Consider the following 26112-nt stretch of genomic DNA (forward strand, 5'->3'; position numbering starts at 1 on the left):
CCGTACACCGTGCTCGGATCGTCGGCGCTGGTCACCGCCGAACGTCGGAACCCTACACGCGTGCAGGAATACGTCGTAAAAGCACAGATGACTCAGGAGACTCACAGAGCCGCCCAAGGGTTGCCCCCGCGGTGCATCACCGCGGGGGCGTCGGAGACCGACGGACGGACGGACGGATGGACGGATGGACGGATGGACGTACAACGGTCCGGTCGGTCGGTCGGTCGGGAGACGTACGGCTACGGCGCGTTGATCAGGTCGACCGGCGGGACCGAGACCGTGCGGGCGCCGTCGGTGCCGCCCAGGACGACCTTGCGCAGGGAGACGTTGTTCTTGGTGTCGGTCTCCTGCAGGCGGTTCGCCGGGTTGGCGATGACCTGGATGTAGTAGGTGCCGTTCGGCAGGCCGGTGATGTCGAAGGACTGGCCGGGACGGTACTGGGTGTACGTGTCACCGGAGCCGACGTCGAGGACCTCCCGCACGGAGATCGAGTTCTGCTGACCGCAGGCGGTCGACAGATCGGTGTTGTACGGGTGCCAGTTGGCGTTCTTCACCGTGTAGTCGATGGCGTCGGTGTTGGCGAGGCAGAACGCCTCCTTGCCGCTCTTGACGATCTCCTTCTGGTCGGCGGCGAGCAGCCGGTAGCTGGCGAAGTCGGTGAAGTGCCAGTGCTCGTGGCCGATGCGCGGGTCCCACTCCATGGTTCCGGCGGGGGCGTAGCCGACCTGCTTGCCCTTGGCGTCGTAGAAGTACTGGTACGAGTCCATCAGGTCCGCGCCCGGCTTGCGGAAGCCGTCCACGACGAGCGGCGCGGGGCCGGCGTTCCAGACGTTGGCGCTGAAGGCGAGGTAGTCCTTGCCGGCCACGTCGCCGTCCTCGCCGTCGGTGACCGCGATGTCCCAGGCCGGCAGCGAACGCAGGTCCGGCTTGGGCACGTTGGCCGGTACGCCCGCGCGCCCGGTGGGCCGCTTGGTGGCGGACCTCAGCGCGGGCGCGACCCGGGAGCCGTCGGTGTGACCGGAGCCGTCGCCCAGGTGGTGGGCGAGACCGCGAGCCTCCAGGGCGTGCGAGAGCGCGGAGGGCGTGGGGGCGTCGGCGCCACGGGGCCCGTAGTGGTGACCGCCCCCCATGCCGGCCATGCCTTCCATGCCCTTCATGCCTTCCATGCCCGCCATGTCGTGCGACGCGCCATGGCCGCCGCCGGTGGTGGCACCGTGGGCGGTGAGGCCGGCCCCGCCGCCCCCTCCAGCTCCGCCTTCCCCGCCGTCGCTGATCTCCCGGACGGTCAGGGCGATGGTCGGCCGGTCGTCGGGGATGCCGAACAGGTCGCGGTACTTCTTCGCCACCCCGACGTTGACGGTGTACTCACCCGCGGCCAGGTCGACCGGCCTGTCGTAGTCGAAGGCGGAGGTGTTGGCCGCCCAGCCCTTCTCCACACCCCAGACCGAGCCGAGCGTGAAGGGGTTGGTGGAGCAGCTCTCCGGATAGTGCGAGGTGGCCGGGGCGTCCGGACGCAGCCGGCCGGAGGCGTTGTTCAGGCAGAAGTTGCTCTTGCTCTTCTGCACCTCCACCCCGGCCGCGTTCTTGATGGAGACCTCCAGGAAGTCCGGGAGGCCGCTGAAGTCCTTGACGAGCCCGGCGGGCAGCGTCTTCGTCGTCACCTTCGACCCGTTGCGCAGGATCTGCTGGGCGACGATCGGGTCCTTGTACGACTTACGGGTCACCTTCAGCTCCAGCGGAGCGTTGTCGACGGTGACGTACGTGCCGAGGTCGAGGTAGACCCCGGAGTTCCCCTCGTACCGGTCGGCGGTCACGGCCTTCGACGCGGCGACGAGCTTGAGCTTCGGCGTCCCGGCCGGGCTCGCGGGCGCGGCCCCGGCGCCGGGAGCGGACCCGGCGACGGCGGCCACGACGGTGAGCGCGGCCCCGGCGGCGAACGCCGCCCGCTTGAGGCCCTTACGGTCTTGCGATCTGGTCATCGGTTCCTCGTCTGCGAGTGCCATGGTCAGTGGCATCGGACTGGACAGCCCAGACCTCCGGCCGGGTCCGACACACCCCACGGACTCCGGCCGAAGCTTTGAGCAACCTGTGAGACAGGTAAATGGTGTGCCAGGGTTGCCTGTTGGGCGAGAAACCGACGGAAGAGCGTCAGAGGTTGTAGCGGGGCTTCAGGTGGCGCCAGAAGTCTCGGAGCATCCACTTGTCGAAGTCGGTGATCTGGGTGGCGCTGCCCGCGTTCATCAGGAAGCAGCACTGGCCGGTCGGGGTCCAGTCGTAGAAGTCGTCGAGGCCGAAGGTGTGGCCGACTTCGTGCAGGTAGATGTGGATGTTCTCCTGGTTCAGGACGCCGGTGAAGTACTCCTGGCCGACGCGCTGGCCCCAGTCGCCGCCGGCGCCGCCCTGGAAGCCCTTGGTGAGCCAGAGGGACTGGTCGTAGTGGCGGGCGGTGCCGCCGGGACACCTGGAGTAGTTGGCGTCCTGGTGGAAGAAGCGGCCGCAGTCGGGCGCGCACTGCGGGGCGCCGGCGCCGTCGAGGACGCCGGAGTAGATGTCGACGGAGTTGTCGGTCCACTGGAGGGTGGAGCGGTTCTTCACCGCCCAGCCGACGATGTTGACCGGGACGGTGGTGTACGGCCAGTTGTTGTAGGCCCGGCCGTTCTCCACCTGCGCCGCCATCCACTTGGCGAACTGCTTCTTCAGGGCCGCGTGGATCTGGTCGCGCAGGGTGGTGCTGACGGGGGCGTCGGACTCCCAGCGGACGCAGTAGTTGATGCTGCCCTTGTTGGCCATGACCTGGTCCCAGCCGTAGTTGCGGAAGCCGTAGAGGTCGGGGTAGGTCGTCGAGACGTGGTTCCAGACCTCGTTCAGGGGCTGGACCAGGTTGCTCGGCGGGTTCCACTCGTCGGCGGCCGCGGCTCGGGGGGCCGCGACGCCGGTCGCGTGGCAGAGGAGGGCGGTCAGTGCCGCGAGGACGGTGAGCAGTCGGGCGAGGGGCCTTGCGGGACGCCTTGCGGGACGCCTTGAGGGATGGCGCGCGGGATGCCGCGCGGGATGCCGTGCGAGGTGCCGTGCGAGGTGCCGTGCGGGCTGTTTGCGCATGGTGAACTCCTCGTGTGGGGAACGGGATTCACTTGCCTTCGCGTTCGTTCGTCACTGGGTCGCCGCCGGCCCGCGGCAGGTTGCCGCATTCCGGCCGTAGCATCTGCGCCATGGCGGACTGGGTGACCCGACCGGCCACGGCGGACGACGTCGAGGCCGTCGCGGAGGTGCGGGCGGTGGCGATGCGGGCCGATCTGGAGCGGCTCGGGCGCTACGACGAGCACCGGGTACGGCAGCGGCTGCGCGACGGGTTCGTACCCGCGCACACCCGGATCATCGAGCTCGACGGCGTCCTCGCCGGCTGTGTGGCCCTGCGGCCGGCGGACGACGCGCACTGGCTGGAGCACTTCTATCTCGCGCCGCACGCCCAGGGGCGCGGTATCGGCACCTCCGTGCTGCGGGAGCTGGTCGAGACGGCCGATCGCTCGGCACTCCGGCTGCGCGTCGACGTCCTTCAGGGCAGTCCGGCCCGCCGTCTCTACGAACGGCACGGCTTCACGTTCGAACACGAGGACGCCGTGGACGTGTTCCTGGTGCGGGCGCCCCGCCCCTGACTCCGCCGTTCCCGTTCCCGTCGCCGTTCCCGTCGCCGTTCCCGTTCCCCTACCCGTTCCCGTCCCCGGTCCGGGTGGTTCCTGGCGGGTTCGGGGTGGGGGAGGCGGCCGCGGCTCCATCATGAGCCGGTGTTTCGCTTCCTTCGCTCCCTTCGCTTCCTTCGCTCCTTTCACTCCCTTCGGGCGCCGCTGACCGCGCTTCTCGTCGCCTGCGCCCTGATCGCCGGGCCCGCCTGCGTACCCGTCGGCCGGGGGGTCGGTGCGCCGCCCGGGGCCTTCGGGGCGTACGTCGGGTACGACGACGCCGGTGTGCGGCGGATCGCGGCGCTCGACGGGTGGCTCGGGGCGGCCACGCCCCGGGTCGGGCACGCGTACCTGCCGGGCGACCGGTGGAGCAACATCGAGGGGGCGCCCGGATATCTGGAGTACTGGGCGCGGTGGCGGCAGGAGCGCGCCGACCGGATGTTCGTGCTCAACGTGCCGATGCTGGAGCGCACCGAGGAGCATGTGCCCGACCAGGTCGTGCGGGACGAGCTGCGCGCGGGGGCGCGCGGGGCCTACGACGAGCACTTCCGGGTGCTGGCCCGGCGGCTCGTCGCGCTCGGGGTGCCCGATGCCGTGCTGGTGGTGGGGTGGGAGATGAACGGGATCACCTACACGCACCGGTGCGGGCCCGACCCGGAGGCCTGGAAGCGCTACTGGGCGCGGATCGTCGACGCCATGCGGTCCGTGGACGGCGGGCAGCGGTTCCGGTTCGAGTTCACGCCCAGTCGCGGGCTGGACGCCGTCCCCTGGAACGAGTGCTATCCCGGCGACCGGTACGTCGACGTCATCGGGATGGACGCCTACGACCAGCCCCACGGCATGTCCTTCGAGGAACAGGTCGCCGAGCCGTACGGCCTCGCCGCGCACGTGCGGTTCGCGCGGGCGCACGGCAAGCCGGTCTCGTATCCGGAGTGGGGGCTGTACCGCAACGGCGACAACCCGGAGTACGTGCGGGGCATGCTCACCTGGTTCGCCGAGCACCGGCCGCTGTACCAGACCATCAGCGACTACTGCCCGCACGGCGTGTGGCGGTGCTCCGGCAATCCCCGGTCGTCGGCCGTGTACCGGACACTGGTCGGGGGGCCGTTCGGCTGAACCCGGCCGCCACGCGGGCCGCGTGCCGCTCCTGACCGCCCCACCGGTCTGATGATCCCAAGATGGGACGAGAACACCACGCGCGCCTCCCACGAACGCGGGCGCGCTTCCGTGGCGCGACCGGGGCGGTCCTGTTCGCCCTCCTGCTGCTCGCGCTCGCCGCCGTGCCCGCGGGAGCCGGTGCCGACGGGGCCCGCGGCGACGGGGTGAGCAGCGACTGGGCCAGCGGCAACGGCTTCCGCAGCGACCGGTTCCGCAAGGAGGCGGCCCGTGCCGTCCGCGCGCACGAGCGGGCTCGCGCGCGGGTCGACCGGCTGCGCGAGTCCGACGCCTCTCCCACGGAGGTCAAGGACGCCGAACGCCGCCGTAAGGCCGTCCGCGCCGGGCTGTGGGACCTGCTGTGGGCCACCGGGAGAAACTCCGGCGATCCGGTGGCCGTCGACCCGTCCGGACAGGACAGCCGCTGTCCGTTCGGCGACCGGAGCCACCCGCCCGAGCGGCGCGCGCACCCCTGGACGGCCCCGACCCGCCGCTACTGGCTCTCCGCGGGCTACGCCGCCAAGGGTTCCCGCTGGGCCCACCGGCACACCGGCCAGGACTTCGCCGTGGACTCCGGTACCCCCGTGTACGCCGTCGGCGCCGGCACCGTCCGGGCCACGACCTGCGGCGACGGCTTCGGCAACCAGGTCGTGGTCCGCCACCGCGACGGCTACTTCACGCAGTACGCCCACCTCTCGCGCATCGACGTGCGCAAGGGCGGGCGGGTGACGGCCGGTCAGCGCATCGGCCTCTCCGGCGCGACCGGCAACGTCACCGGACCGCATCTGCACTTCGAGGTGCGGATCACCCCGTACGTCGGATCCGCGGTGCCGCCCCTGCCCTGGCTGCGCCGCAAGGACGTCCAGGTGACCGGAGCACCCGCACTGCCCTGACCGCGGGCGGCGGCAGGGGAAGCGTGACCGGCGAAGCCCGGCCGGGTAAGCGTGACCGGCGAAGCCCGGCCGGGGAAGCGTGACCGGCGAAGCCCGGCCGGGGAAGCGTGACCGGCGAAGCCCGGCCGGGGAAGTACTACGCCTGCCGGGGGCGGTAGGCGGCCAGCGCCCAGATCACGAACACGTCGATGGCGATCTGGATGACCGCCCAGAACGGCGCGTACGGCAGGAACAGGAACTGGAGGATCAGGCTCAGGGACGCCAACGCGATGCCGCTGATCCGGGCCCACCCGGCCCACTCGCCCCCGCTGAGCAGCCCGTAGCCGGTCAGCACGGCCACGACGCCCACGATCACCAGGATCCAGCCCCAGGCGGTGAGGTTCATCTCGTAGGCGTACTCGGCGACCCGGGCGTACACGTCGTCCTCGGCGATCGCGGCGATGCCCTGGAACACGGCGAGGAAACCGCTGACGAACATGAGCACTCCGCCGAAGACGACCCCGCCGGCGACCAGTCCACCCCCCGACGGCGGGGGCGAGCCCAGGCCCGGCGAACCGGTGCCCTGGTGGGACGGGTCCCACACCCGGGGCCCCTGCGACGGCTGGGAGTGCGGCTGATCGCTCATGGCGCCACCCCGTCTCTGTGTCGGTGTTCTGCACTGCACTGCCTTGCACTGCACTGCCTTGCACTGCACCGACCATCCGTCCGGACGGGGGCCGCCACCACGGGGGGTGCGCCGTACGGGTGACCCGGCATGCGGACCGGCGGGACCGCCCCTTCACTGGAGGAAGGCCCGCGGGACCCCTCAGGAGTGGGACCCCCTCAGGAGGAGACAAGATGCCACGCACCAAGGGCGTGCTGCTGACGGCGACGGCGATCTGCTGCGCCACCGTGCTCACCGGCTGCTCGGACGACGACACCCCCTCGTCGGTGTCGTCCGCGGCGAGCAAGGCCGCCTCGGCGGCCGAGTCACTGGGCCGGGAGGCCACCGCGGCCGCGTCCTCGCTCGCCTCCGGTTTCGCCTCCGAGGCCTCGTCGGCGTTCGCGTCGGCCTCGGCGTCGGCGAGCCGCAAGCTGGACGAGATCAAGGACGGCGTGGACGTGAAGTCCGACGTGAAACTCGGCACCCCGGACACGGACCAGGACGGCCGGGCCACCGTCGAGGTCACCGTCACCAACACCACCGACGCGTCGAAGTCCTTCGCCGTCCAGATCGACTTCACCGACTCCTCCGGCAACCGGCTCGACACCGTCGTCACGACCGTCTCCGACGTGACCGCGGGCAAGACCGGCAAGGAGACGGCCCGCAGCAACCGCACGCTGTCCGGCCAGGTGAAGGCGGCGGTGGCGAGGGCGGTGCGGTACTGACCGCGGTGGGCGGAACCCCCCCGGCTCACGCCATCCAGAAGAAGACGGCCGTCATCCGCTTCTCCTCCAGCGTCGTACCGGAGTAACCGGTCGCGCTGTGCACGAGGTTGGCGTTGTAGAGGAGCAGCCGGTTGTGCTTGTGGGGGACCCGTACGTCCTCCTCGAAGGCGTCCGGTGCGACGAACCGGGTGCCGAGCGCCTCGACGAGGTTGTTGTGCGGGGCCTGGACGACGTTGCCGCCGAGCCGCCCGCCGGGCAGGGACTGCCGGTAGAAGCTGGTGCCGCAGTCCTTGGGAACGGCCGGGTTGAGGTACAGCACGGCCGCGTACCGGCACAGTGCCCGCGAGTCGGAGTGGGGCCGGGGAGTGCTCTCGCCCTCCCCCACCACCTGGATGCAGTTGTGGTTGAGGGTCCCGCCGCCGGGCGCTCGCTGCACCCACAGCTTCCCGGCCCCCGTCGCGTTCCTCACCAGCCGCTCCACGCGCCCGAGTTCACCGGGGTCCAGCCCCGGCATGGTGCGCAGTCCGGGCCAGCTCTCCGAGGTGTACGGGTAGCCCTTGACCCAGTCGTCCTTGGCGAGACAGCGGTCGCGGATCGCGGTGATGCCGGCCTCGGGGAAGACGTCGTCGATGACCCAGTAGTCGCGGCCCTTGGTGGGCTTGCGGTAGGGAAGCACGGGGAGCGTGGCGGCAGCCCTGACGGGCTGGTGGGGCCGCTGTGGCATGGACATGCGGCGAATCTAGGTCGGGGGATCCTCATGACTCGCCCTTCCGTTCGTCCGCACTCCTCCGCGAACTGGTCAACGTTTCGTCGAGCCGGTCAACGGTTCCCCAACCGAGGAAGCCCCGCTGTCATCCGTTCGGACCCGCGAACAGGTCCTCGGCGGTGGTGGCGTGGACGGCGCGCTGCGACCAGACGGTGAGCTGGTCGTGGTCGGTGCAGGCTTCGACGCGCTCACGGACGGCCTCCGGCACCGGGATGCCACGCCATTCCAGGATGCGCAGGGTCATCTCGACCCGGTCGGCGACCCGCCCTTCTTCACGCCCTTCTTCACGCCCTTCTTCGCGTACCTCCTCCGCGAGGGGGTGTCGCCAGAAGTACTGCATCGCGGTCATGAGGTCCCTCCACATCCGTTGCGCCTGAGGGTCTGTCAGGCACGAGTCGACGAACTGCACGAGCGCCGCGGCGCTGTCGCGGTCGATGGTCCGCAGGGCGGCTGCCAGCGATTCCAGTATGGCGGGGGCCTGCCGCCCCCGACCGTGTGTCATCGCGGAAAGCACCGCAAGGGGTACGTCCCGCTCGGCCTCCTGCCGCGTGGCGATGACAGGAACGTTGTCCGGCCCGAGCACGAAGGGCCGCACCGTCAGCGAGGGCATCCCCCGCACACCGAGATGGATCGGCGCTGCCGCCCAGCGGGCCGTGGCACTGCTCTGAGTGACGACGATGAGAACGGGTTCACAGCGGTACTTCTCGTACAGGTAGCTCAGGTAGTACGGCCAACTGCCGCGCTTCCTCTCGTCGGGCTTGCCCTGCGACTCCACGACCAGGAGATAGCTGCCCTCATCGGTCTCGGCCTTCAGCAGCGTGTCCACGCGGCGCTCGATGGGCTCGATCTCGGTGAGGTCGACGTTCATGGCAGCGAAATCGTGTGGCGTGGGGAAGGGGACGGACAACACCTGTTGCAGGGCACTGGTCAGAAGTCCGGGTTCCTTCTGGAAGATCCGGTGCAGCGCCTCGTGCGACGAGCCGACCATCGGCTCTCCTTTCTGTACGACGTGATCAACGAGCTACGCCGCGTTCAGTTCGCACCACACGAGCTTGCCGCGATGACCCATCCGGGACAGCGGCTGCCAGTGCCAGAGGTCCGAGCAGGCCCGGACGAGGGCCATCCCGCGCCCGCTCTCGGCGCCGGTCAGCTCCTCCAGCCGTCCCGGCGGCTCGGGCGGCTCGGGGTCCGCGTCCCAGGCGCCGATCTGGAGGATGCCGGAGCTGTGAGGCGCGCTGTGAATCCCACCGAATGGCAGAAGTCGACCTACTCCGACGGCGGCGACGGCAACGACTGCGTCGAACTCGCCTCCACCCCCGCCGCGCTCCACCTCCGTGAGTCCGACGCTCCCGGCACCGTCCTCACCACCGCACCGGCCCCGCTCGCTCGGTTTCTGCACGCCATACGCACAGGAACTCCCGGAATTGTGGCTTCCGTCACAGCCCGCGCGGGCCGCGCCTGCTGAAGTGACCCGATGATCGGTCTCGTAATCCGCGTCCTCCCGTTCTGGGTGCGCGAGCCTCTGCTTGTCGTCGTCGGTGTGCCCTTCAGCAGCCTCCTCTTCTATGCCGCCATCCGGGACCAGGAGTGGATCGGGGCCGCCCTCGGCCTCGCCGTCGCCGTGTTCACGGCCGTCCGGATCCACACGATCCGGCGCGCCCTCCAGACCCGCCGCCAACTGAAGGCCATGGAAGGCATGAAGCGCATCGAGGGCATCTAAGAGCTTTCAGGGCCATCCAGAGCATTCAGGGCGCCCCGCGTCCCTCAGTCGTCGACGTCGACGTGGTCGAACGTCCTCAGCATCTCCGTCAGCACCCGGATGCAGCCCCGTACCTCGGCGTCGGTCAGATCGCCCCCGACCTCGCGGTTCAGGGTGTGCTCGCGGTCCAGGACGGTGGCGATCAGGGTCCGGCCCTCGTCGGTGATCCGGATCAGGGACGAGCGCTGGTGCGCGGGGTTGGGGAGGGTCTCCACCCACCCGTGCGCCACCGCGTCGTTGACCATGCGCTGCACGAACTGCCGGCTCAGCGCCTGGCTCCGGCTCAGCTGCGGGACCGTCAGCTCCCCTTTGCGGCGCAGCAGATCGAGCACGCCGCGCACCCCGACCGAGGCCCCCTCGACGGCCTCGCCCTGTTCGACCTTGCGCAGGGCGCGGCGATAGAGGGGGCCGACCAGGTCGAAGACCTCGGTGAGCCGGTGACCGAGTTCGTCGGGCGGGAGCGGGGCGTCGACGGGAAGAGACGGGTCGGTGTCGTTCACCCCCACATGATGCACCCGAAGAACATGACACCTTGGTTGCCAAAAGTCGGGCAGGATGACACCTTGGTTGTCATGACTGCTGCTTCGGACATGAAGTACTTCGCCTCCGCCGACGGGGACCTCGCCTACCGCGAGGCCGGCGCCGGAGAGCTCGTGGTCCTGGTCCACTCGGGATTCGTCGATCACCGTGTCTTCGACGCGGTGATCCCGGCGCTGGCCCGCACCCACCGGGTGATCGCGCCGGACGTACGCGGCCACGGCGCCTCCGCCAACGCGACCCGGTCCTTCCGCTGGACCGACGACCTCGCCGCGCTGCTGCGCCACCTCGACGCGGGCCCCGCGGTGCTGGTCGGCGTCTCGATGGGTGGCGTGATCGTCAGCGACACCCTGCTCGAACATCCGGAGCTGGTGCGCGCGGCCGTCGTGGGCGGCGCCTCGACCGGCGAGTTCCAGGACTCCGACCCCTGGCACCGGGCGATCCAGGCCGAGATCGCCCGTGCCCTGGCCGCCGGTGACATCGAGGGCTGGCTGAAGGCGTTCCTGAGCTATGTGCCCGGCCCGCACCGCACGCTCGACGAGGTGGACCCGGACATCCCGCGCCGACTGAGCGAGATGGCCCTGAACACCCTCTCCAAGCACACGCCCGGAGAGCAGGACCACCTCGTCCGGGTCACCGACACCTGGTCGCGGGTACCGAAGATCGACGTTCCGGTGCTCACGGTGAACGGCGCCCTGGACACCTCCGACGCGATCGCCGCGGCCCAACGCCTGGCCGACGGCGTCCGGGACGGCCGGTCCGTGCTGATCGAGGGCACCGGGCACTACTTCAACATGGAGAAGCCCGAGGAGTTCACGACCGTCGTGGCGGACTTCCTGCGCACCCTCTGACGGGCCACGGAACCGACCGCGGGTCCGGCCGCGGGTCCGGCTGCGGGTCCGGCCGCGGGTCCGGCCGCGGGTCCGGCCGCCGGGTCGGCGGGTATCCGGTGGATCACGTGGGCGGGGAGTGGCAGGCTTACGGCGCATGGGGGAACAGCCGTGGGTGGAGACCGAGTTCCGGACGGCCGGCGGCATCGTCCGCGGCCGGCGAGCGCCCGACGGGGTCACCGCCGTGCTCGGCATCCCGTATGCCGCCCCGCCCTTCGGCGCGCACCGCTTCCGCGCGCCCCGGCCCGCCGCCGGCTGGAGCGCGACGCGTGACTGCACGGCGTTCGGTCCCGTCGCGCCGCAGTCCGCGGAACTGCCCGGTTCACCGGTCTGGCGTCCGGGGGACGAGGACGTGCTCACCGTCAACGTGTGGGCACGGCCCGCTTCGGACGCCGGCCCGCTGCCGGTGCTCTTCTGGATCCACGGCGGTGCCTACACCTTCGGCTCCTCCGCCCAGCCCGACTTCGACGGCACCGCGCTCGCCCGTGCCGGAGTGGTCGTGGTCAGCTGCAACTACCGGGTCGGCTTCGAGGGGTTCGGCCATGTGCCGGGCTTTCCCGACAACCGTGGGCTGCTCGACCAGGTGGCCGCACTGCGCTGGGTCCGGGAGAACATCGCCGCGTTCGGGGGCGATCCCGGCAACGTCACGGTCGCCGGGCACTCGGCCGGAGCGGGTTCGGCCGCCTGCCTGATGGCCATGGAACAGGCGCGCGGGCTGTTCCGCAGGGCCGTCGCCCACAGCGTGCCCCACGGCTTCTTCGGCGTCGAGGCCGCCGCCGCGATCACGTCGAGGATCGCGGCCGAGGCCGGGGTGGCCGCGACCGGCCCCGGACTGCTCTCCGCGTCACCGCAGGCCCTGGTGGCCGCCTCCGACAAGGTCGCCGGGAGGTGCGAGGACGATCCCGTGACGGCGGTCCAGGCCTTCGACCCGGTCCTCTTCCAGCCGGTGATCGACGGCGAGGTGCTGCCCATGGATCCGCTCGCCGCGCTCGCTCGCGGCAGCGCCCGCGAGGTGGACCTCCTGGTGTGCCACACCCTGGAGGAGTACTGGTTCCTGCACGAGGTCGGCGCGGTGCGGGAGGTCGCCTCGGAGCCGGAACTCGCGGACTTCGCCGAGGCCCTCTCGCTGCCCGACCGGCTGGTGGCCGGGTACCGCGCGTCGATGCCCGACGCTCCGGTGCTGGACCGCTACCTGGCGATCTTCGGCGACGCGGTGTTCGGCGAGTACAGCAGCCGGCTCGCCGAGCAGCACGCGCGGGCCGGCGGCCGGGCGTATCTGGCGCGGTTCGCCCGCCGACGCCCGCGTCCCGGTGGCGGGGCCCGGCCCTGGCACACCGCCGACATCCCCTTCGCCTTCGGCAACCTGGACGCGACGGGCGCCGACTTCCTCATCGGCGGCGCCCCCGACGCACAGGACCGGGCACTGTCCCGGCGCATGCTCCGGGCCTGGGCCGACTTCGCCGCCTGCGGTGACCCCGGCTGGCCCGCGGTCACCGCCGATGTCACGACGGTGCGGGTCTGGGCCGTGCCGGACGATCACCTGTCCGACGACGGCACCTCCGCCGTACGCGCGCTGTGGCGGGACGTTCCGCTCGAAGCCGCATCCGAACCCGTACCTGGGCTCGCACCCGCGCTCACCACCACCTCGTCGCCCAGCGACACCTTCCCCACTCGCCGTACCTCGAAGTAGGCGCCGAAGGCGACTCCGCCGCCGTCCGCCCGCCGGTAGTCCGCGAGGGTGCGCAGGGGTTCCGGGCCCGAGCGGCGGCCGGTGCGCTGGTCGACCATCGTGATGGCGCAGCGGATCGTGTCCTCGGTGTGGGCCAGCTCGGTGTCGGCGATGGTGAGGCGGGCGGCGCCGTCCTCCGTGTGCGGGGTGTCCCAGCCGTCCACCACCAGGTTGGGCCGGAAGCGGTTCATCGGGAGGGGGGTGGCTCCGCGTTCGGTGATCCGGTGGTTCAGGGCGTCCAGGCTGGCCCGGGAGACGAGGTGCAGGCGGCCGCTGTTGCCGGCCGGGGACCGGACCAGGGTGCTCGGGGTGCCCAGTACGTCCGTGAGCCAGTCGTGGACGTCCGCGCTGTCCGCGCGCACCGGGTCCCGGCCGGGTGCGCGCAGCGTCAGCCCGCCCTCCGTCGACTCCGGTGTGATCAGGGCCAGCCCGGGGTCGCCCCACTGCCAGCGCAGTTCGCCCTTCTCGTCGGCGATCGCGTACGTGCGGTCGTGCAGCAGCCCGGTGCTCGTCAGCACCGCCTCCGAAAGCTCCGTTCCCGCGCATCCCTTCACCGGGTAGTACGTGATCCCGACCACTCGCGCGACCGTCATCCCCACGCCCCCACTCCCCCTCGTCCGTCAGTCAGCCAGCCAGTCAGTCCGTCAGTCCGTCAGTCCGTCACCAGTGCGAGTACGAACCCGTCGTACCCCTTTGCGCCCACCGTCTGCAACGCCGTCGCGGTCAACCCGGGGGTCCGCGCGATGAGTTCGGTGAAGCCGCGTACTCCCTGGACGCGGGGGTCCGTGCTGTCGGCGTCCGTGACCGCGCCCTCGCGCACCACGTTGTCGCCGACGATGACGCTGCCGGGGCGGGTCAGCCGCAGGGCCCACTCCAGGTAGAGCGGGTTGGACGGCTTGTCCGCGTCGATGAAGACCAGGTCGAAGCGCTCGTCACCGAGCTCGGCGGCCAGCACCGGCAGGGTGTCCGCCGCCTTGCCGACCCGTAGGTCCACCACCGCGTCCAGGCCCGCACCCGCGATGTTCGCCGCCGCCACCTCCGCGTGCCGCTCGTCCGCCTCCAGGGTCACCAGACGGCCGCCCTCGGGCAGGGCGCGGGCCAGCCACAGCGTGCTGTAGCCGCCGAGGGTGCCGATCTCCAGGATGTTGCGGGCGCCCTGGACGCGGGCGATCAGGTGGAGCAACTTGCCCTGGTTCGGCGCCACCTGGTGCGGCGGCAGGCCCGCCGCCTCGCTGCCCTCGCCGGCCGCCCGCAGTGCTTCGTCCTCCTCCACCAGCAGGTCGTTGAAGTAGTCGTCGACGGCGGTCCAGGTCTGCTGCACCAGGCGGTCCCTTCGGTGTCCTGCACGGGCTTCGGTGAGTTCCAAGCGAGTTCGAGCGAGTTCCCAGCGAGTTCCAAGTGAGTTCCTTATGGGAACTTACCCCTGCCCGGGTGACCCGTCCATCAACTTTTCACTCAGGACGGTGAGTACGATCGGCCCCGCGTCCGTACTCCTGTGCGTCCGCCCCCACCGGACACAGCACATCGACACATCGGCGGAATCCCCGACCGGGCAGGAGGCACGGTGCCAATTTCGCGAAACATGATGGGAACCCTGTTCGTCGGCGGTGCGCTGACGCTGACACTCAGCGCCCTCGCCTACCCATCGATGCTCGGACTTGACACCGTGTCGGCTTCGGGCGACCGGATCATCGCCAACACCCAGTGGGGTCCGCTGACGGAAAGCGACCGCGCCTTCGTCGTGGCGGTGCGCGCGGCAGGTCTGTGGGAGTACCCGGTCGGGCAGATCGGGCTCCAGAAGGGGCAGAGCAAGGGCGTCATCACCGCCAGCCAGCACCTCATCGACGGCCACGCGGCGCTGGACACCACCTGCCTCAAGATCGCGCCGATGCTGAACGTCACCCTTCCCAACGTGGCCAGTCCACAGCAGGAAGGGTTCGTCAACACCTTGAAGGCGGACCAGGGCAAGCAGTTCGACGTCGACTTCGCCAACATCCTGCGCATGACGCACGGTTCGATCTTCAACACGGTGGCGAAGATCCGCTCGACGACGAAGAACACGCTGGTGCGCGCGCTGGCCGACCAGGCCAACGACACCGTCCTGGACCACATCACGGTGATGGAGCAGACCGGTCTGGTCGACTTCGACACCACGCTGTTCACCCAGACCACCCCGCCGAAGCTGCCCAAGTCGGACATGACCCCGCCGGTCCCGCCCGCCGGTCAGCCGCTGATCGTCCTCACCCCGCCGCCGACCGCCACGTCCACCCCCGTGGACATCGGCGCCATCGTGGGCAACGCCGGATAGCGCGCGGACGTACGCACGGTGGAGCGGGCCCGGCCGACAGCTGTCGGCCGGGCCCGCTCCCGTGCCCCTACTTGGTCCGGTACGCGTGCAGGATCGTCTGGGTCAGTGTGTTGCCCTGCTTGTCGACCACGACGGCGCGCAACGAGACGCTCTGTCCTGCCGCGGGGTTGCGGACCAGGAAGGCGCCCTTGGCCACCTTCGTCTTCGTCCAGGTCTTTCCGTCGTGACTGACCTCGACGGTGAGCGACTTGAGGTTCTTTCCGGCGGCGGCGCCGAGCACCGACACCGGAACGCGGGTGACCGCTCCGGCCTCGGCCGTCGAGTCGAGGCCGAGCCGCGGCGTGAAGCGGACCACGGAGATGGGCAGCGCCTCCTCGGCGGTGGTGTGGCCGGAGGTGAAGGTCCAGGCCGCCGAGACCTCGGTGGGCGCGGCGGCGGGACCGCCGCGGGTCGCGGTCGCCGTGAGCCGGAAGTCACCGGGTTCCGCCGGGACGGTGACCCCGTTCCAGCAGCCCAGGAGGTCCGGTGTGGAAGCCACCTCGGCCCCGTCCCGGTACAGCGTGGCCGTGAGCGTGTCGTCGTTCGCGTAGCTCCAGTTGCCGGTGCCGTCCCTGAAGGGGGTGAGGCATCCGGTGAGGGAGTCGCCGTTGCGCGAGACGCCCTCGACGGCCTCCAGCCCGGGGCCGAAGACGCCTACGCCCAGGTCACGGCGGTACGACCGGCCGGCCTCGTAGTGCTGTATCCCCGTGCCGTGCGACAGCTCGGGGTAGCTCCCCGTGTCGTCGAGCTGATCCAGCCCGATGAACCAGTCGTTGCCCTCGGTCGTCACGTACGTCGTCGTCGCCACGGGCAGCGGGCGCATGACTCCCGGACTGATGATGGAGCCGGAGATGTCCGGGACGATCGCCCGGGCGACGAGCATCCCCTGCTTGTCGGCGACCGTGGCCCCCGTCGCGGTGCTGATCTCCGCCATCTCGGCCTGCTTCGCCGTCCGTGCGAAACCGGTGGCCAGCCGGGTCACCTTGCCGCCGTAGGAGAAGCGGTACTCCTTCGTATCGTTGATGTCGAGTGCGTTGAACTCCTGGTACAGGGTGCCCTCGGTCGAGAAGTCCGGGCCGAGCTGTGCGCTGCGCAGGGTCGCGAAGGACGTACCGACAATGCCGCTCGAGGTGTTGAACTCGGGCGTGGTCAGCTCGGTGAACGTCTCGGCGTACACCCGTTGCGCGGCCGGATCGGGGCCGGTGATGTCGATCGGCTTCGCGGTACGCGCGTCCAGCGTGACCGTCGTGTCCTCGGTGACCTCGAAGTGCGGTGCGGTGATCCGGCTGTCGATCTCGTCCGAGCCGAAGATCGTCGCGTCGAGGAAGTAGACGCCCTTCGGCAGCCGCGCCGTATAGGTGCCGGTCCGGTCGGCCGTCGAATAGTCGTGGCCCGCCACGCCGAGGCCGGTGAGCCCGTACAGCGAGGGCCAGTAGTCGGTGGCCGGCTCGCCGTCGGTGCCGAGCTGCCGCACCGTCACCTCGTACGTCTCGACCTCCCGCTCGACGGCCGCCGTCGTCCGGACGGTCTGGTCCGTCCCCCGGGCCGTCACGGTCCCCGTGTACACACCGTTGAGGTCGCCGCCGGGCCGGGTGTCGGCCGTCAGACCGACGGTGGCGGTCCCGTTCGCGGGCACGGTCAGCCGCTCGGCGTCGAGCGTGAACATGTCCGCCGGCGCGGGCTTCCCGTCGGGTCCGACGCCGGCCGCCGACAGGTCGAGGGTGACCGGCTCGGCGCCGAGGTTGCGGTAGGTGACCTGTTTCGTGACGGGTGCGTCGTCCCCGTGGGGATAGGACTGCCGGGCGAACGCCACCGCGGTGGGTTCGGAGACGACCGTCTGCCCGATGGCCGCGGCGACATCGACGCGACCGCCGCCCTCCGCGAACGCGCCCGCGCCGACCGGCCGGGCACCGGCCACGAGCGCCGCCTTGAGCTCCGCGCTCTTCCAGCCGGGATGCTGCTGCTTGAGCAGCGCCGCCGCACCCGCCACATGCGGGGTGGCCATCGACGTGCCCGAGATCGTCGCGTATCCGGGCGGCTGCTCACCGTACTGCCGGGCGATCACGCTGTCGGGCGCCACGGCGGCGGTGATGTCCACCCCGGGCGCCGTGATGTCCGGCTTGACCACGAGGCTGTCGGCGGTCGGGCCACGGCCGGAGAAGGACGCGACGGCGTCGTTCGCGTCGACCGCGCCCACCGCCAGCGCCTTCTCGGCACTGGCGGGAGAGGAGACGGTGCCCGCGTCCGGGCCCGCGTTGCCCGCGGCGGCCACGACGAGGAGGCCGCTCTCGGTCGTGACCCGGTTGACGGCCTCTTCCACCGGATCGATACCGGGCCGGTCCTGCCCGCCCAGACTCAGGTTGACGATGTCCGCCTTCTGGGCGGCAGCCCATTCCAGGCCGGCGATGATCTCGGAGTAGCTGCCGTAGCCGTCGTCGTCGAGCACCTTGCCGTCGAGGATGCGGGCACCCGGGGCGACCCCCTCATAGGTGCCGCCGGACTTCGCTCCGGTACCGGCCGCGATGGACGCCACATGGGTGCCGTGGCCGACGCGGTCCTTGGCGTCGGGCGAGGCGGAGAAGTTCTGCTCGGCCTCCTGCCGGCCCTGGAGGTCGGAGTGCGTCGCGTCGACCCCGCTGTCCAGGACCGCGATCCGCACCCCCTGGCCGTCGTAGCCGGCCTGCCGGGCGGCGGGCACACCGATCTGTGCCGTGCTCTTGTCGAGGCTCGCCCGGCGCACGCCGTCGAGGGAGATCCACCGTATGCCGGGGTCGGCGGCGCGCTGTCCGGTGCGGGCCGCGCCGGAGGGCCGGGTCAGGGTCTTCCAGACGTCTCCCGCCGAGGCGTCGGGCACGGTGAGCGCCTCGGCGCCGATCCGGGGGAGCGAGCGGCGGACCGCCGCGTCGCCGTCCGCGCGCAGTGCGGACTTCAGGCTCCGGCCCGCCTCGGCGGCGGCCGCGCCCGCGGACGCGTCACGGTAGCCGACGATCAGCCCGGTGTCCGCCGCGTGGCGCTTGCGGTACGCGGCGGCGTCGAGCTCCTTGATGTCGAACAGCCGCTCGTCGACCTGGCCCGCGTCCAGGAGCGGCCGGGCGTCGAACGGGAGGACCAGGGTGCGGTCCTTGGTCCTCTCGATCCTGACGGGTATGTTCTCGCGGCCCTCGCCGGGCACGATCCGCACCGGCTCGCCCGCCGCGCTCACGCCCACCCGGTCACCCGTGATCAGGGTGATCCAGTGGGTCACGGGGGCGGCGGTGCCCGTCCCCGCGGCGGCGGGCGACACGGCCGCCGCGGGGGTGGCGCCGGCCGGCAGCGCGCCGGCCGTTCCCGCGATCAGCGCGAGCGCCGCCGCCGCCAGGACGGCCTTGCCGGGTCCGTGCTGTCTTCCGCGTGACTGTCCGCGCAACTGTCCTCCTCAGAGAGGCAATTCGGGCACACGAGGAACCATGTGCCTCACGCTGAACAGACGAGGTGCGCGGACCGGAATGTTTCACTTCCACTTCGGCCCGGCCGGGCTACCGGCCGAACCACCACGGGTTTCTAGCCCAGCCACACCGTCGTGTCCGGGCCCAGCAGCCCGTCGCCGTCGAGGGGAACGCTGCTCAGCAGCACCTCGCCCGGCGGCAGCGGCACCGGCGCGTCCGACAGGTTGGTCACGCACCGCCAGCCGTCGTGGCGGGCGAACGCCAGCACACCCGGCGGGGTGCCGTCCCGCAGCCAGCCGAGCTCCTCGCCGTCGAGCAGCTTGCGGCGCAGGCGCAGGGCCGTGCGGTAGAGCTCCAGCGTGGAGCCCTGCACGCCCTCCTGGGCCTCGACGGCGTACCGCGCGAAGTACGGCGGCTGCGGCAGCCAGGCACCGGACGCGCCGAAGCCGTACGACGTTCCCGTCGTCGTCCACGGCAGCGGCACCCGGCAGCCGTCGCGGCCCTTGCGGACGCGGCCCGTCTGCTCCCAGACCGGGTCCTGGAGCACCTCCACGGGCAGGTCGGCGACCTCGGGCAGGCCCAGCTCCTCGCCCTGGTAGACGTACGACGATCCCGGCAGCGCCAGCATCAGCAGCGTCGCCGCGCGGGCCCGGCGCAGGCCGGCCGCCTCGTCGACGGGCGGGGCGTGGCCACCGGAGAGGAGCCAGGCGTTGTCGTCCGTGCCCGGCGGCAGCATGAGGCGGGAGCCGTGGCGCAGGACGTCGTGGTTGGACAGCACCCAGGTGGCCGAGGCTCCGACGGTGCGGGCGGTGGCCAGGGAGTCGGTGACGACCGTACGGATCTCCTCGGCGTCCCAGCTCGCCTGGAGATACTCGAAGTTGAACGCCTGGTTCAGTTCCTCGGGGCGGGCGTAGAGGGCGCGGCGGGCACCCGGGACCCAGGCCTCGGCGACGGCCGTGCGGGGCGGGCTGTAGGAGTCGAGGACGCGGCGCCAGTCGCGGTAGATCTCGTGGACCTCGTCGCGGTCGTAGAAGGGGTGGGTGCCGGGGGGCAGGCGGTCGAGGACGTCCTCGCCCACGAGTTCCGGTGTGCCCAGGTCGCGGAGGGGTTCGGCGAGGTCCTTGGCGAGGGCGTGGGCCACGTCCACGCGGAAGCCGTCGACGCCCCGGTCGGACCAGAAGCGCAGGGTGGTGCGGAAGTCCTCGCGGACCTCCGGGTGGTCCCAGTTCAGGTCGGGCTGCTCACGGGCGAAGAGGTGCAGGTACCACTGGCCGTCGGGGACGCGCTGCCAGGCGCTGCCGCCGAAGACCGACTGCCAGTCGGTGGGCGGGAGTTCGCCGCTCGGGCCACGCCCGTCACGGAAGACGTAGCGCTCGCGGGCCGGGGAGCCGGGGCCGGCGGCCAGCGCCTCCTGGAACCACAGGTGCTGGTGGGAGGTGTGGTTGGGGACGAGGTCGACGATCACCTTCAGACCGAGACGGTGGGCCTCGGCGGCCAGCGCGTCGAAGTCGGCCAGGGATCCCAGGCGCGGGTCCACGTCCCGGTGGTCGGCGACGTCGTAGCCGCCGTCGGCGAGCTCGGACGGGTAGAACGGGGAGAGCCAGAGGGCGTCCACGCCGAGGCCGGCCAGGTGGGGCAGCCGGTCGGTGACGCCGCGCAGGTCCCCGAGTCCGTCGCCGTCGGCGTCGGCGAAACTGCGCGGATAGACCTGGTAGACGACGGCCTGGCGCCACCAGTCGGGGCGGTGGGAGGAGAAGTCGGTCATGAGCGGAAGTCTGTCCATCTTGCCCGGAAAGTGAACGTGCGAGCCGTTCGGAGTGGATCATTCCGAACGTGAGGGAGATGTGACGGAACCTTGAACTCCCTGAGGTTTGGCGCAGGTTGACAGCGGTCTGTGGTCCGCACGACGATGGGCCCACGCTGTGGCCCCTGTGACCGGAGGGCCTGGTGTTTCTTCTTCTGATCTGACCAATCAGCCCCGGCCATTCAGCTCTGGCCGATCAGTCCTGGCACTCGCCAAGAATGGGATACGCATGTCCATAGCGAGACGTGTCACCGTGCGCCGCCTGCTGGGGACGGGCGCCGCTTCGCTCACCCTGTGCGCCGCCTCCGTCGCCGCCGCCTCCGGCGCCTTCGCCAGTACCGGCACGCCCGGTGGCGACGGCTGGAAGTCCGGCGGCCAGTACCAGCCGGGGACGGGCGCGGGCACCGAGACGGGCACCGACCGCTGCCAGTTCTCGCTCGACGGCACACACTTCTACGACTCGGTCCGGGTCGACGACCAGAACCTCAGGCCGACCGAGGACGGCAAGATCCACGTCAAGGTCCGCGCGGCCGGCGACGCGTCGACGTGCACCGCCTCCCTCGCCTCCTACCTCGCCCACGGCTCCAGCTTCCGCACCTCCGGCGAGCAGGTCTTCGTCGACTTCGACAGCGTGACGGTCAAGCCCGGCCAGACCGACACCCTCGACATCGCCGTGCCCGACGCGGGCTGCTTCGCGCAGATCGACCTCTACCGGGGCGCGGTCAAGTTCGACGGCAAGCTCGACGCGAAGGACGGGTTCGTCCACGGGGACCTGCCCAAGGGGCCGGACCGTCCGGTCATCAAGGACAAGCTGATCGCGGCCTGGAACGGCGGCACGAAGGACTGCACGGTCACCGAGCAGCCGCCGGCGTCCCCGCCGGCCGGGGGCGGGTCGTCGCCGTCGCCGTCCGCCTCGACCCCGTCGGAGCCGTCGAAGCCCTCGGAGCCGTCGGAGCCTTCCGAGTCGGCGTCCGGGAGCACGTCCCCGTCGCCGTCCGCGCCGGAGTCGAGCACGCCGACCCCGTCCGCGTCCGCGTCGACGAGCGCACCGGCCCCCACGCCGAACGGTGGCGGCGGTGACCTCGCCGAGACCGGTGCGGACAGCAACACCCCGCTGATCGCGGGCGGCGCGGCCGCACTGCTGGTGGGCGGCGCGGCGATCGTCGTCGCGACCCGGCGCCGCAGGTCGCTGCGCGGCTGAACCGGACGAGTGGCCGGCTCGGCTCGGTGGCCGGCTCGGCCGGCCGGCTGAGCGGCTGAGCGGCTGACTCGGCTGAGCGGCTGATGTGACGCGGGCCTGGGGACCATGTCCCCAGGCCCGCGTTCCGCCTTGAGGGCTCAGGGCTCAGGGCTCAGGGCTTGTGGAGCTTGCGGGGCTAGCCCTCCAGCGCCGTCAGCCACAGCTTCACGTAGCGCTCCACGTCCACGTCCAACGCCACGTCCACGAGGGTCTGTTCGCGTGCGCCCTCGTGGATCTCGGACTCGCCGGGGCGCGGGCGGCGGTCGACGACCGTCTGGCCGCGGGCCGGACCGGGGGCCAGCGAGACCTCCACCGGGAGGAGCTCGGTGGTCAGGCCCGCCGGGTCGGCCACCGCGCAGACCGCGCCCGCGTCGCCGAGGCCACCGGTGGGCGTGGGGTCGCCGGAGGTGGCCGGGTCGCGGTGGGCGAGCAGTTCGCCGGCCAGCCGCAGGCGGGGCTCCGGACTCGCCCGCAGCCGCGCCACGTCCGCTGCCGGCACCAGGACCCGCTTGAAGACGTCCAGCCCGTACATGGTGATCGGCACGCCCGCGGTGAGCAGGACCGCGGCCGCCTCCGGGTCGTGCCACACGTTGAACTCCGCGACCGGCGTGGCGTTCCCGGTCGTCACCGCGCCGCCCATGAACACGATCCGCTCGATGTTGCGGGTCACCTCCGGGTGGGTGCGCAGCAGCAGGGCGATGTTCGTCAGCGGGGCGGTGGGAACGAGGGTGACCGGGCGCGGGGAGGCGAGGATCTCCCGGCGCAGCAGCGTGACCGCGTCCACGTCGACCGCCCTGCGGGTCGGGGCGGGCAGGCCGAGGTCGCCCATACCGTCCTGGCCGTGCACATGGCTCGCCGTGCGGACCGGTTCGATCAGTGGCCGCTCGGCGCCCCGGGCGACCGGGATGTCCCCGGCGCCCGCGTACTCCAGCACGGTCAGCGTGTTGCGGACCACGCCGTCCACGTCCGTGTTCCCGGCCACGCACGTCACCGCCCGCACGTCCAGGCCGGGATGGCGTACCGCGAACAGCAGGGCGAGGGCGTCGTCGACGCCCGTGTCGCAGTCGATGATCACGGGGATGGGCTGCTCGGTCACCTCGGGGACTCCTTCCGCACCACGTTCGCCGTCGCCACCGACCCTATGCGGGCGCGTTCACCCCCACAGCCCGGTCCCGCGCGCCGCCGCCCGCTCCCCGATCCGGCGGACCAGCTCGTCGGCGGGCAGCGCCCCCGGGCGGCGGCCGTCGCGCAGCCGGACGGCGGCCAGGTCGCCCTGCGCCTCGCGCTCCCCGATCACCGCCTGGTACGGCACCAGCCGCGCCGCCCGGACCCGGGCCCCCAGACTGCCCCGGTCCGGCCCGGCGAGTTCCGCCCTGAGCCCTGCCGCCACCGCCCGCCGCACCAGCTCCGCCGCCTGTTCCTCCTGCGCCTGCGACACCGGCAGCACGACCAGCTGGACCGGCGCCAGCCACACGGGGAACGCGCCGCCGTGTTCCTCGAGGAGATGCGCCACGGCCCGTTCCACACTGCCGATGACACTGCGGTGCACCATCACCGGGCGGTGTTTCGCCCCGTCGGCGCCGATGTAGTGCAGGTCGAAGCGTTCGGGCTGGTGGAAGTCGATCTGGACGGTGGACAGGGTCGCCTCGCGGCCCGCGCGGTCGGTGATCTGTACGTCGATCTTCGGACCGTAGAAGGCGGCCTCGCCCTCGACGGCCTCGTAGGCGACGCCCGCCTGCCGAAGGACCTCCCGGAGCAGGTCGGTGGCCCGCCGCCAGAGCTCCGGGTCGGCCACGTACTTACCGCCCTCGCCCGGCAGGGAGAGCCGGTACCGGGCCGGGCGGATCCCCAGGTCGGCATAGGCGCGGCCGATGAGTTCCAGGGCGGCCCGGGCCTCCTCGACGGCCTGCTCCAGGGTGCAGAAGATATGGGCGTCGTTGAGCTGGATGGCCCGTACGCGGGTCAGCCCGCCGAGCACACCGGACGGCTCGGAGCGGTACATGCCACCCAACTCGGCGATACGGAGCGGCAGTTCGCGGTAGCTGTGGGAGCGGGAGCGGTAGATGAGCGCGTGGTGCGGACAGAGGCTGGGGCGCAGCACGACCTCCTCGGCGCCGAGCTCCATCGGCGGGAACATGTCCTCGCTGTAGTGGTCCCAGTGACCCGAGATCTCGTACAGCTCGCGCTTGCCGAGGACCGGCGAGTACACGTGCCGGTAGCCGGCGGCGCGCTCGGCCTGCCGTACGTACTCCTCCAGGGCGTGGCGTACGACCGCGCCGTCCGGCAGCCAGTACGGCAGGCCCGCGCCCATCAGGGGGTCGGTGTCGAAGAGGCCGAGCTCACGGCCCAGGCGCCGGTGGTCATGGCCGTGGCTGTGCTCCGCGTCGTGGTGCTCCGGGTCGCGGTCCTGGTCGTTCATGAGGGCTCCCTCGCTCGGGGAGGGGCGAGGAACCGGAGCACGTCGAAGCCCCGGGGCACTCGCCCCGGGGCTACGGACATCCAGTTCGTGGATCAGCGCGCCGGGACGGGGTCCGGCGTCGTCGTGAGGGACGGCTGGGCGCGCTTCATGCCGACGACCGTAGCAACGGGACCCCGCGCGACGCGATCCGTTTTCCCGCGTCGCCACTCCGCCCGCCCGCCGCCCCGCCACCGCCCCGCCACCGGTCCGCACCACCCGGCCCGGCCGCCGCCCCGTCGGCTGCCCCGGCCGCCGCCCCGTCGGCCGCCCGCACCACCCGCACCACCCGCCCGCACCAACGCCGGTAACCCGTACGGCCCGCCGCGCTGGTCGGCTCGTAGCACCGGTGTTGCCGTGGGAGGAGGCACCCGCGCGCACTCTGGAGGCACCCCCCGATGGCCCGTCCCCCCCTCCTCGCCTCCACGCTCCTCCTCGTCACCGTCGCCACCCTCACCAGTGGCTGCGCCACCCTCGGTCTGGAACACCCGCCGACCGCCGCCCCGGCCACCCCGACCGTCGAACGGTCGTCGGCCAGGCCCACCGCGCCGACCACCTCGCCCGTCCTCACCGAGGCGCAGGCGCGCGCCGCCCTCATCACCGAAACCGACCTCGGCGCGCCCTGGACCCCGACCCGTGGCGCCGCCACCTGGCGGGACGGCATGCTCAAGGCGACCACCTCGGTCCCCGACTGCCAGAAACTCCTCGACGCCCTCTACGCCGACGAGCTGCTCGGCGGCCCCGCCCGCGCGGTCGTCGGGCTCGACGATCCGGACGCCGGCGCCCAGCTGCGCTACCAGCTCAGCGGCAGCCGTCCGGCGGATGTCGACGCCCGGCTGGCCTGGCTGAAGACGATGCCACAGACGTGCGCCCGGTTCACGGCCAAGGCGACCGGCGACGCCGTGCTGGACGCGCAGGTCTCCGAGCTGCCGCTGCCGGAGGTGGGCGACGTCCGCCAGGGCCTGCGCGTGACCCTGACGGTCTGGGCGACGGCCGAGGACAACCCCGGCGGCGATCCGACCGCCCTCACCCTGGACGTCGCCGCCGTCCGGGCCGGCGAGGACTCCTTCGCCCTCACCAACGGCGGCCTGAACGACGCGCCGAACGCGGCGACCCAGGCGGCCGTCCAGCTCGGCGTCCGCCGACTGGCCGACATCAGACAGCAGGGAAAGGTGCAGGTCTGAGGCACAGGGGCGAGCGCCCCGGCGAGTGCGCGCGGACTCGGGGTCGGGGGCGGGGGCGGGGGCGGGGTCAGAAGGGTGGGTCGTCGTCGAAGCGCGTTCGCAGGGCGACCACCTCGTGGGACAGTTCCAGCACCGTACGGCTCCTCGCGAAGGCGTGGCCGCGCAGCAGCGACAGCGCCTCGTCCGCGGCGACGCCGAGCTGGGCCATCACCATCCCGACGGCCCGGTACACATCGTCGTGGTCGGTGGCCAGCGGGCTGAGCCAGCGGCCGACCGCGTCCGGGTCGTCCGGCTCGGCCCGCGGCAGCGCCACCAGCGCGTCCGTCACGACCTCGGCCACCACCCGCGCCCTGCGGACCTCCTCGGCGGCGAGTTCGCCGGGCACGTCCCGGTAGAGATCGAGGGTGCCCACGCACACCGCGCGGTCGCCCAGCGGCAGCGCGTACACCGACCGCACCCCGAGCGCGGCCGTCTGCTGGGCGAACACCGGCCAGCGGGAGGCGTCCCGGCTCGACATCAGATCCCGGGCGGAGACCACCGAACCGGTCTCGACCGCCTCGATGCAGGGCCCGTCCCCCAGGCTGACCTGCATCTCCATCACATACGCGGCCCGCTCGTCGCTCGCGCTCAGCGGCACCGGAATCCCGTCGCCGCGCAGGGACATGCTCGCCCCGCTCACCGGCAGCAGCTTCAGCACGGCGTCGCACAGCCGCTGCGGCACCTCCCGCGGACCGGCGCCGCGCATCTCCTCGGCGACGACCTCGGCGACCCGGTCCCGATCCCGGTCCCGATCCCGGTGGTCCATGGTCATCACCTGCCATCACCTGCGTCGACGGGCCGGCTCACCTCCCGTGGTGCGCCGGGTACCCCTCCCGCTCGCCGG

Annotated in this window: 23 protein-coding genes and 2 pseudogenes; 11 read left to right on the forward strand and 14 right to left on the reverse strand. The window is 72.0% G+C overall.

Annotated elements, in window-relative coordinates; all coding sequences use genetic code 11:
• Positions 1-239: 239 nt before the first annotated feature.
• Both OG933_RS21620 and OG933_RS21625 read right to left on the reverse strand, forming a co-directional pair.
• Positions 240-1979: a lysyl oxidase family protein gene (locus tag OG933_RS21620; RefSeq protein ID WP_405628506.1), complete on the reverse strand. Its 1740-nt coding sequence runs from the start codon at positions 1977-1979 to the stop codon at positions 240-242.
• Between the two features lie 169 nt (positions 1980-2148).
• Entirely contained in the window at positions 2149-3099 is a 951-nt protein-coding gene (locus OG933_RS21625; RefSeq protein ID WP_405628507.1) for a hypothetical protein, read from the reverse strand.
• A gap of 110 nt (positions 3100-3209) precedes the next feature.
• Here OG933_RS21625 and OG933_RS21630 point away from each other — a divergent pair, with 110 nt between their 5' ends.
• The 3 genes from OG933_RS21630 (at position 3210) to OG933_RS21640 (ending at position 5725) form a co-directional block, all read left to right on the forward strand.
• Positions 3210-3653: a GNAT family N-acetyltransferase gene (locus tag OG933_RS21630; RefSeq protein ID WP_405628509.1), complete on the forward strand. Its 444-nt coding sequence runs from the start codon at positions 3210-3212 to the stop codon at positions 3651-3653.
• A 129-nt stretch (positions 3654-3782) separates the two neighbouring features.
• Positions 3783-4793: a glycoside hydrolase family 26 protein gene (locus tag OG933_RS21635; protein ID WP_405628510.1), complete on the forward strand. Its 1011-nt coding sequence runs from the start codon at positions 3783-3785 to the stop codon at positions 4791-4793.
• A gap of 62 nt (positions 4794-4855) precedes the next feature.
• A complete protein-coding gene (locus OG933_RS21640; protein ID WP_405628512.1) occupies positions 4856-5725 on the forward strand; it encodes a M23 family metallopeptidase in 870 nt (289 codons plus the stop codon).
• A 136-nt stretch (positions 5726-5861) separates the two neighbouring features.
• Here OG933_RS21640 and OG933_RS21645 read toward each other — a convergent pair whose 3' ends face one another.
• Positions 5862-6350: a hypothetical protein gene (locus OG933_RS21645; RefSeq protein ID WP_362530426.1), complete on the reverse strand. Its 489-nt coding sequence runs from the start codon at positions 6348-6350 to the stop codon at positions 5862-5864.
• A gap of 212 nt (positions 6351-6562) precedes the next feature.
• Here OG933_RS21645 and OG933_RS21650 point away from each other — a divergent pair, with 212 nt between their 5' ends.
• Entirely contained in the window at positions 6563-7093 is a 531-nt protein-coding gene (locus OG933_RS21650) for an FxLYD domain-containing protein (protein ID WP_405628513.1), read from the forward strand.
• 25 nt (positions 7094-7118) lie between these two features.
• Here OG933_RS21650 and OG933_RS21655 read toward each other — a convergent pair whose 3' ends face one another.
• The 3 genes and pseudogenes from OG933_RS21655 to OG933_RS21665 form a co-directional block, all read right to left on the reverse strand.
• Positions 7119-7823, reverse strand: coding sequence for a DUF6445 family protein (locus tag OG933_RS21655; RefSeq protein ID WP_362530421.1), 705 nt, complete (start codon positions 7821-7823; stop codon positions 7119-7121).
• Between the two features lie 121 nt (positions 7824-7944).
• Entirely contained in the window at positions 7945-8847 is a 903-nt protein-coding gene (locus OG933_RS21660) for a hypothetical protein (protein WP_405628514.1), read from the reverse strand.
• Positions 8848-8880: 33 nt separating this feature from the next.
• Positions 8881-9078, reverse strand: a pseudogene (locus tag OG933_RS21665) (ATP-binding protein); the annotation flags it as partial.
• An 18-nt stretch (positions 9079-9096) separates the two neighbouring features.
• Between OG933_RS21665 and OG933_RS21670 the strand changes: the two are divergent.
• Both OG933_RS21670 and OG933_RS21675 read left to right on the forward strand, forming a co-directional pair.
• Positions 9097-9324: a DUF397 domain-containing protein gene (locus OG933_RS21670; RefSeq protein ID WP_405628516.1), complete on the forward strand. Its 228-nt coding sequence runs from the start codon at positions 9097-9099 to the stop codon at positions 9322-9324.
• Positions 9325-9333: 9 nt separating this feature from the next.
• Positions 9334-9579: a hypothetical protein gene (locus OG933_RS21675; RefSeq protein WP_405628517.1), complete on the forward strand. Its 246-nt coding sequence runs from the start codon at positions 9334-9336 to the stop codon at positions 9577-9579.
• Between the two features lie 44 nt (positions 9580-9623).
• Here OG933_RS21675 and OG933_RS21680 read toward each other — a convergent pair whose 3' ends face one another.
• On the reverse strand, positions 9624-10118 hold the full coding sequence (locus tag OG933_RS21680) for a MarR family winged helix-turn-helix transcriptional regulator (protein ID WP_405628518.1): 495 nt from the start codon (positions 10116-10118) through the stop codon (positions 9624-9626).
• A 72-nt stretch (positions 10119-10190) separates the two neighbouring features.
• Here OG933_RS21680 and OG933_RS21685 point away from each other — a divergent pair, with 72 nt between their 5' ends.
• Positions 10191-11006 (forward strand): alpha/beta fold hydrolase, encoded by an 816-nt coding sequence (locus tag OG933_RS21685; RefSeq protein WP_405628520.1) that lies wholly within the window; start codon positions 10191-10193, stop codon positions 11004-11006.
• A gap of 136 nt (positions 11007-11142) precedes the next feature.
• On the forward strand, positions 11143-12735 hold the full coding sequence (locus OG933_RS21690; protein WP_405628522.1) for a carboxylesterase/lipase family protein: 1593 nt from the start codon (positions 11143-11145) through the stop codon (positions 12733-12735).
• Between the two features lie 11 nt (positions 12736-12746).
• On the opposite strand, the pseudogene OG933_RS21695 reads toward OG933_RS21690, so the two are convergent.
• Both OG933_RS21695 and OG933_RS21700 read right to left on the reverse strand, forming a co-directional pair.
• Positions 12747-13367: pseudogene (locus tag OG933_RS21695) on the reverse strand (MOSC domain-containing protein); the annotation flags it as partial.
• Positions 13368-13426: 59 nt separating this feature from the next.
• Entirely contained in the window at positions 13427-14098 is a 672-nt protein-coding gene (locus OG933_RS21700; RefSeq protein ID WP_405633473.1) for an O-methyltransferase, read from the reverse strand.
• Between the two features lie 261 nt (positions 14099-14359).
• Between OG933_RS21700 and OG933_RS21705 the strand changes: the two genes are divergently transcribed.
• Positions 14360-15082, forward strand: a complete 723-nt coding sequence (locus OG933_RS21705; RefSeq protein WP_405633475.1) for a DUF4142 domain-containing protein — start codon at positions 14360-14362, stop codon at positions 15080-15082.
• 67 nt (positions 15083-15149) lie between these two features.
• Here the strand turns inward: OG933_RS21705 and OG933_RS21710 are convergent, their stop codons facing one another.
• Both OG933_RS21710 and OG933_RS21715 read right to left on the reverse strand, forming a co-directional pair.
• Positions 15150-18527 (reverse strand): S8 family serine peptidase, encoded by a 3378-nt coding sequence (locus tag OG933_RS21710; protein WP_405628524.1) that lies wholly within the window; start codon positions 18525-18527, stop codon positions 15150-15152.
• A gap of 134 nt (positions 18528-18661) precedes the next feature.
• Complete coding sequence (locus OG933_RS21715; protein ID WP_362535748.1) at positions 18662-20311, reverse strand: glycoside hydrolase family 13 protein; 1650 nt, start codon at positions 20309-20311, stop codon at positions 18662-18664.
• 268 nt (positions 20312-20579) lie between these two features.
• Here OG933_RS21715 and OG933_RS21720 point away from each other — a divergent pair, with 268 nt between their 5' ends.
• Entirely contained in the window at positions 20580-21551 is a 972-nt protein-coding gene (locus tag OG933_RS21720; RefSeq protein WP_405628526.1) for an LAETG motif-containing sortase-dependent surface protein, read from the forward strand.
• Between the two features lie 175 nt (positions 21552-21726).
• Here OG933_RS21720 and OG933_RS21725 read toward each other — a convergent pair whose 3' ends face one another.
• Positions 21727-22686: a nucleoside hydrolase gene (locus tag OG933_RS21725; protein WP_020133007.1), complete on the reverse strand. Its 960-nt coding sequence runs from the start codon at positions 22684-22686 to the stop codon at positions 21727-21729.
• A gap of 57 nt (positions 22687-22743) precedes the next feature.
• Positions 22744-24009, reverse strand: a complete 1266-nt coding sequence (gene thrS, locus OG933_RS21730; RefSeq protein ID WP_362535743.1) for a threonine--tRNA ligase — start codon at positions 24007-24009, stop codon at positions 22744-22746.
• A 434-nt stretch (positions 24010-24443) separates the two neighbouring features.
• Between thrS and OG933_RS21735 the strand changes: the two genes are divergently transcribed.
• Positions 24444-25229, forward strand: coding sequence for a hypothetical protein (locus OG933_RS21735; RefSeq protein ID WP_362535741.1), 786 nt, complete (start codon positions 24444-24446; stop codon positions 25227-25229).
• A gap of 67 nt (positions 25230-25296) precedes the next feature.
• Here OG933_RS21735 and OG933_RS21740 read toward each other — a convergent pair whose 3' ends face one another.
• Positions 25297-26034, reverse strand: coding sequence for a GAF and ANTAR domain-containing protein (locus OG933_RS21740; protein ID WP_362535739.1), 738 nt, complete (start codon positions 26032-26034; stop codon positions 25297-25299).
• Positions 26035-26112: the final 78 nt, after the last annotated feature.

Source organism: Streptomyces sp. NBC_00016, assembly GCF_045040885.1.
Lineage (GTDB): Bacteria > Actinomycetota > Actinomycetes > Streptomycetales > Streptomycetaceae > Streptomyces > Streptomyces coriariae.